Annotated in this window: 5 protein-coding genes and 2 pseudogenes; 3 read left to right on the forward strand and 4 right to left on the reverse strand. The window is 60.9% G+C overall.

Annotated features, from left to right (window positions below; translation table 11 throughout):
• Nucleotides 1-279: 279 nt before the first annotated feature.
• Genes A3A5_RS0111435 through A3A5_RS0111445 form a run of 3 tightly spaced genes read left to right on the forward strand, consistent with a single transcriptional unit; the run spans nt 280 to nt 3,139 of the window.
• A complete protein-coding gene (locus A3A5_RS0111435; RefSeq protein ID WP_232431321.1) occupies nt 280-1,203 on the forward strand; it encodes a site-specific integrase in 924 nt (307 codons plus the stop codon).
• Nucleotides 1,200-2,147, forward strand: a complete 948-nt coding sequence (locus tag A3A5_RS0111440; protein ID WP_018310707.1) for a tyrosine-type recombinase/integrase — start codon at nt 1,200-1,202, stop codon at nt 2,145-2,147. The genes A3A5_RS0111435 and A3A5_RS0111440 overlap by 4 nt, the downstream gene beginning before the upstream one ends.
• On the forward strand, nt 2,144-3,139 hold the full coding sequence (locus A3A5_RS0111445) for a tyrosine-type recombinase/integrase (protein ID WP_018310708.1): 996 nt from the start codon (nt 2,144-2,146) through the stop codon (nt 3,137-3,139). The genes A3A5_RS0111440 and A3A5_RS0111445 overlap by 4 nt, the downstream gene beginning before the upstream one ends.
• Nucleotides 3,140-3,257: 118 nt before the next feature.
• On the opposite strand, the pseudogene A3A5_RS38280 reads toward A3A5_RS0111445, so the two are convergent.
• The 4 genes and pseudogenes from A3A5_RS38280 to A3A5_RS0111465 all read right to left on the reverse strand — a co-directional run.
• Nucleotides 3,258-4,615: pseudogene (locus A3A5_RS38280) on the reverse strand (IS66 family transposase); the annotation flags it as partial.
• Between the two features lie 57 nt (nt 4,616-4,672).
• A complete protein-coding gene (gene tnpB, locus A3A5_RS0111455; RefSeq protein ID WP_018310709.1) occupies nt 4,673-5,026 on the reverse strand; it encodes an IS66 family insertion sequence element accessory protein TnpB in 354 nt (117 codons plus the stop codon).
• Nucleotides 5,026-5,490 (reverse strand): transposase, encoded by a 465-nt coding sequence (locus A3A5_RS0111460; RefSeq protein WP_026200674.1) that lies wholly within the window; start codon nt 5,488-5,490, stop codon nt 5,026-5,028. The genes tnpB and A3A5_RS0111460 overlap by 1 nt, the downstream gene beginning before the upstream one ends.
• Before the next feature lie 58 nt (nt 5,491-5,548).
• Nucleotides 5,549-5,836: pseudogene (locus A3A5_RS0111465) on the reverse strand (IS630 family transposase); the annotation flags it as partial.

The raw sequence follows: 5,836 nt of genomic DNA on the forward strand, positions 1-5,836 counted from the left end.
GGAGCATCCTGATGGCCTTGGCGATCTCGCCGATAACGACTTCTGATCCAGCAACAAGGGGCCCGTCGGGCCCCTTGTTCCATCAATGCCGTCGCTCCACATCTGAACCTCCGCGTTTGATCGCCACGTCCATCAGCATCACCCGACGACCTGCAACATTGGCGATGGACCAGACCGCAGCCACCCATCATTTACCGTGCCCGTGCGCCCATCGAATCCCGTGCTCACGCACAGTTTCTTGCCTATCTGCGTGGCGAAGGCATCGTGCACTTGCCGACAGTGAGCGACCAATCTGCGATCGCCCACATCTACGGTCGGTACTTGGACTACTTGAGGCAGGATCGTGGACTTGCGAAGAACTCGCTGCTCGTCTACGGGCCATTCATCCGCGACTTCCTCAACAGCCAGAATGCCGGCGACGGCAGTATATTGCCCAATGCATTTGATGCCGTAACGATCCGAAATCACCTTCTTGCCCACAGCAAAGGCCGGTCAGCGGAGTACACGCGGCTGATGGCGGTGGCGCTTCGCTCGTTTTGCCACTTCCTCTTTTTGCGGGGCGATACGCCACGTGACCTGTATGAGTTGGTGCCTACGGTTCGCAAGTGGAAACAGTCAACTGTGCCAACGTTCCTCACGCCTGAGCAGGCCGAAGCCCTCATTACCTCCGCGGACCGGTCAACTCCATGCGGGCGCCGTGACTACGCCATCTTGCTTTTGTTGGCGCGGCTCGGTTTGCGTGCCGGAGAGATCGTCGCACTTGAACTGGGCGACATCCACTGGCGTTCGGGGGAACTCGTTATTCATGGTAAGGGGCAAATGGTCGAGCATGTCCCGCTGCCATCCGAAGTTGGAGAGGCGATTGCAATGTACCTTCGCGACGATCGGGGCGCGAGCGCCTCGCGACGGGTCTTCCTTCGCATGTGGGCGCCGCGCGTTGGTCTGGCGGGACCGGCGGCAATTGGCCACATTGTTCGTCTGGCCTTCGCTCGTGCCGGGTTTCGCCCCGCATGCCGCGGCGCCGCACATCTGTTCCGCCACGGTCTGGCGACGACGATGATTCGCCATGGTGCGTCGATCGTGGAAATCGCTGAGGTATTGCGGCACCGCTCACAGGACAGTACCGCTATCTATGCAAAGGTCGCGTTTGAGGACCTGCGTGGTGTAGCGCGGTCATGGCCTACGGTGGGGGGTGCAATATGAGTGCGATCCGCGACTCCCTCGCTCGGTACGTGGCAGTGCGCCGAGCTCTCGGGGCGACATTCTATGAACCGGCATTGGCACTCAATCATTTTGTTGACCTTCTGGAACACGAGGGCGCCGAGTTCATCACCACCGATCTGGCTCTGCGCTGGGCGACGGCGCCCGTGCTTGTCGAACGCGCTACCTGGGGGCGGCGCCTCTCCCAAGTGAGGGGATTCGCCAGGTGGATGAACGCTATTGACAGCCGGAACGAGATTCCTCCAGCAAGGCTCCTGAGCGCACGACGACGGCGCAATCCTCCGCATATTTACACCGACCAAGAAATTAACCTGCTCATGATCCAGGCTGCGCGACTACGCTCGCGCACGGGCATGCGAGCACTGACCTATTCGACGCTTATCGGGCTCCTCGTAGCGACGGGCCTCAGGCCAGGTGAAGCCCTTGGACTCGACCGAGCCGACGTTGACCTCGTGAACGGCATACTCTCAATCCGGGAATCGAAGTTCGGCAAATCGCGCTTTGTTCCTGTAGAAGAGTCGACCCGCGCGGCACTCGAACGCTATGCTCAGAGCCGCGACCGACTCTGCCCTTTACGATTGAGTGAGGCGTTCCTGGTTGGCGAGCGCGGTATGAGGCTGAACGCCAGCGCTGTCCGAAGTATGTTCGTCAGAATGTCGCGTGCGGTCGGCCTGCGGCCAGCGACGGAGGATGGACGCGATGGTTACGGCCCACGCCTTCAGGACTTTCGGCATAGTTTCGCGACTGGAAGGCTGGTTGAATGGTATCGCGCCGGACTGGACGTAACCCGGGAATTGCCGAAACTTGCGGCCTACCTCGGGCACGCCAATGCCGGTCTCACCTATTGGTACATCGAAGCGGTTCCCGAGTTGCTTGAGCTTGCGGCAGGCTATCTCGGCAAGAACTGTCCGGGAGAGCGGCCATGAGTGCCGCCAGTCTTCCATCCCTCGTCCAGCGCTTCTTTACCCAGCGCCTGCTCCAGCAGCAAGGCTTGAGTTCGCACACGGTAGCGAGTTACCGCGACACATTCCGGCTGCTGCTGGCCTTCGCCGCGAAGCACATCGGACGCGCGCCGTCGAATCTGCGAATCGAAGACTTCGACGTGTCCTTGATCGAGAAATTCCTTCAGCACCTTGAACAAGGCAGGGGCAATTCAGTGCGGACACGCAATACCCGTCTCGCCGCCGTGCATGCCTTCTTTCGGTTCGTTGCGGTCAGCGAGCCGGCGCTGTCCCTGCAGTGTCAGCGCATCCTTGCAATTCCCTCCAAACGCTGTGAACACGGTCCCGTCGAGTTTCTCACCGAGGGCGAGGCAGCAGCGCTCGTAGCAGCACCCGATGTACGAACATGGATTGGCAACCGCGACCGAACGCTGCTTCTTGTAGCGGTTCAAACGGGTCTGCGCAACAGCGAACTGACCTCTCTCAGGCGTCAGGATGTGGTGCTCGGCACAGGTGCTCATGTCCGTTGCCTCGGCAAGGGCAGAAAGATGCGATGCACTCCGCTGCGACCGGACGTCATTGCGGTCCTGAAAGCATGGCTGCGGTATCAACCTGGCGAACCCGATGATCCAGTCTTCCCCAGTTCGCGTGGTGGCCATCTGAGCGCCGATGCCCTTCAGCGGCTTGTGTCGCGCAACGTCGCAATCGCGTGTCGGTCGTGTCCCTCGCTAAAGGAAAAATCAGTAACGCCCCACACCCTTCGACACGCGGCCGCGATGAGCTTGTTGCATCACGGTGTAGACCTGACCGTGATCGCGCTCTGGCTCGGTCACGAATCATCGGAGACGACTCAGATCTACTTGCATGCCGACATGCGGCTCAAGGAACGCGCGCTCGCTCACGCCAATGTGAGCGGCGTCGCGCCGACGCGTTACAAACCTCCCGATCCCTTGCTTGCCTTCCTTGAGGGTCTCTAATAATGCCGACAATCCGAGCGACACGGAACAGGGATCCGCCCAACTGTTGCGTCCTTTGCTTCGGGACGCGGCATAATCTGGGTGTCGGCATAACGCGGTTCATGCCGCTAGCGGCATGAACCGCGTTATTGTCCACCGGCGCTCGTCCATCTCGATAGCATATCGACTCAGGTATTCCCACTGGTTGCGCGCGTAGGCAATGGCCTTGCCCAGCAGGCTTTCCGGCAGTACCTGTGGCGCCTGCTCATCCAGCCACGCCTTGAAGGCTTTCAGCAACGGTACGCTATGCTGCTGACGCAGCCGGTACGTGTAGTTGGCGCGCGTTTCGCCATTGGGCAGATCCTCCTTGGCGAGCGCCTCCACCTGATACAGGGCCTTGAAGTACTCGAGGGCCTTTGCAACTCGAGCGCTGGGCTTCTTTTGACCCTTTTGCGCATCAACGAACATCCGTCTGGAATGAGCAAGACAACCGAAGTGCGTGACGCCTTCGAGGGTGCGCCAGGCACTGTAGCCATCGGTCATCAACATGCCCTCGTAGCCGGCGAGGAACGTTTGCGGATACTCCTGTCCGCGCCCCGGCTGGTAGTCGAACAGCACCACCGGATGCTCGCAGTCCTCCGCGCTGCGGTAGACCCACATATACGATTTGCTCTGCGCGGCCTTGCCTTCCTCCTTGAGCACCTGCACCGTCGTCTCATCGGCATGGATCAGCGGCTGCGACAGCAGCGTGCAGCGTAGCGCCTCGTACAGACGGCTGTAGTGCAATTGCGCAGGGCGGATGATCCAGTTCGCCAGCGTTCCACGGCCAACCGCAATCCCAGCCCGCCCCAGCGCATCTTCCATGCGGTACAGCGGCGTGCCGTCAACGTACTTGCCGACGGTCACCGTCGCCAGCATTGCCGGGCTTGCGTTGCTGCCCGGCAGTGGTTGCGTTGGCATCGGCGCGGTCAACACCGGCGTTCGGTCGGCATCGCGATCGCAGTGCCGACACGCGTATTTGAAGCGCACGTGCTGCAGCACTGAGACCTTTGCTTCGATGTGCAACTGCTCGCTGACTTCCTCGCCCATGCGGTGCATCGAGCCCTGACAGCATGGGCAGATCTTCTGGTCTTCGGTCAGGTCGTACTCGATGCGCTGGCGCGGTAACTCCGCCGGTAGCGGCTTGCGGCCACGTTTTCCGCCTGCAGGCCTACCAGGTTCCGGCAACCCCGTGTCCGGAAGCGCGAACGCGTCATCCTCGTCGTCAGGCAGGGCCGTGGCAACCATCTGCTCGGCTTCATCGAACAGGCGATCCTTGAGCTTTTCGCTGCTTGGTGCGAAGCGTTTGGACTGTGCGAGTCGGAACTGCTCTTCGAGGAGCTTGATGCGCTCGGTCAGCTCGGCGATGTGCTGGGCGTTCGTGGCAGCCTTCGCTTCGAGTTCGCGGATATAGGCCTGGGCGGCCGGCGGCAATCGCGAGAAGTCGTGTTCGTTCATGCTGGACACGATAGTGCAGCGACCGCGCAGATAGGTATACGTCACACCGAACGGAAATCAAGCCGTGTGCTGATATTGGCGTGACGGGTGGCGCTGCACGGCGTCCATATCGATACCGTCCAGCAGCCAGTGCAACTGCTCGGTTGTCAGCTCGATCACTGTCTGCTGCCGCCGTGGCCACGCGAAGCGGTCTTCCTCCAGGCGCTTGAGCAGCAACCAAAACCCGTTACGGTCCCACAGCAACAGTTTGACGCGGTTGCGCCGACGGTTATGGAAGGCATAGACGGCGCGGGCAAAGGGATCAAGCTGCATCGACTGCTCGACCAGCGCAACCAACCCATTGATCCCGAGGCGGAAATCCACGGCATTGCGGTGAAGGTAGACCTGCACGTCGGAGCCGAATCGGAACATCAACGCGCTCCCAACGCTTCGATCATCGCCTTCACAAGCGCAACGTCCTGCCCGCCGCATTCAAGTTCGACCGTCACGCCGTTGGGTAGCCGCGCCCTCACTAACGCTGGTGACGGGCGCTGCGATGGTTGCGTGCGAGCAGGCGCCTCGGCCGGCGGACGTCCCCGCACCATCGGCGATTCCGTGACGCGCATCACGTCGCTCACCTCGACGACCGGCACGAACGCCGGCAACGCAGACTCCGCGGCCGCGGTGGCTTCATTTGCCAACTGGTGCAGCCGAATCCACTTGCGCAACTGGTTCGTATTGATGCCGACCTTGAGGGCCATCCCGGCTACCGATACCCCAGGCCGCAGACATGCCTCGACCAGTCGGCGCTTGTCCCTCCGGTCATAGTCTCGCTTTCCGTTGGAGCGAATACGGATCACCCTCAGCGGCGGAGCGTCAAACTCGGCTTCCATCATGATTGCGTCCGCAAATAGTGGTTGCGGACGCAAGCCTGCCCACTCTCAGCCGCAAATACTAGTGCAATGTTCCATTCTGTTTGGAACTTAAGCGGCGGTTGGCACGAATGACCTTCTGTAGGATGTCGCGAGCGCTCTTGGTCCAGATGAACGGCTTGGGGTTGGTGTTGTGGTGAGCGATGTACTCGTTGATGGCGTCGACCAGTTCCGGCACGCTGGTGAATACGCCGCGGCGAAGTCGCTCGGTTGTGATGTCACGAAAGAACCGCTCGACCATGTTCAGCCATGATGCGGAGGTGGGCGTGAAGTGCATGTTGAATCGCGGATGCTTGGCCAGCCAGTCCTG

Origin of the sequence: Cupriavidus sp. UYPR2.512 (assembly GCF_000379565.1) — a bacterium.
Lineage (GTDB): Bacteria > Pseudomonadota > Gammaproteobacteria > Burkholderiales > Burkholderiaceae > Cupriavidus.

What these genes read in the sequence shown, in the direction of transcription:
- A3A5_RS0111460 (WP_026200674.1), bottom strand. Translation starts at nt 5,490, where the DNA reads ATGATGGAAGCCGAGTTTGACGCTCCGCCGCTGAGGGTGATCCGTATT.
- A3A5_RS0111445 (WP_018310708.1), top strand. Translation starts at nt 2,144, where the DNA reads ATGAGTGCCGCCAGTCTTCCATCCCTCGTCCAGCGCTTCTTTACCCAG.
- tnpB (WP_018310709.1), bottom strand. Translation starts at nt 5,026, where the DNA reads ATGTTCCGATTCGGCTCCGACGTGCAGGTCTACCTTCACCGCAATGCC.
- A3A5_RS0111440 (WP_018310707.1), top strand. Translation starts at nt 1,200, where the DNA reads ATGAGTGCGATCCGCGACTCCCTCGCTCGGTACGTGGCAGTGCGCCGA.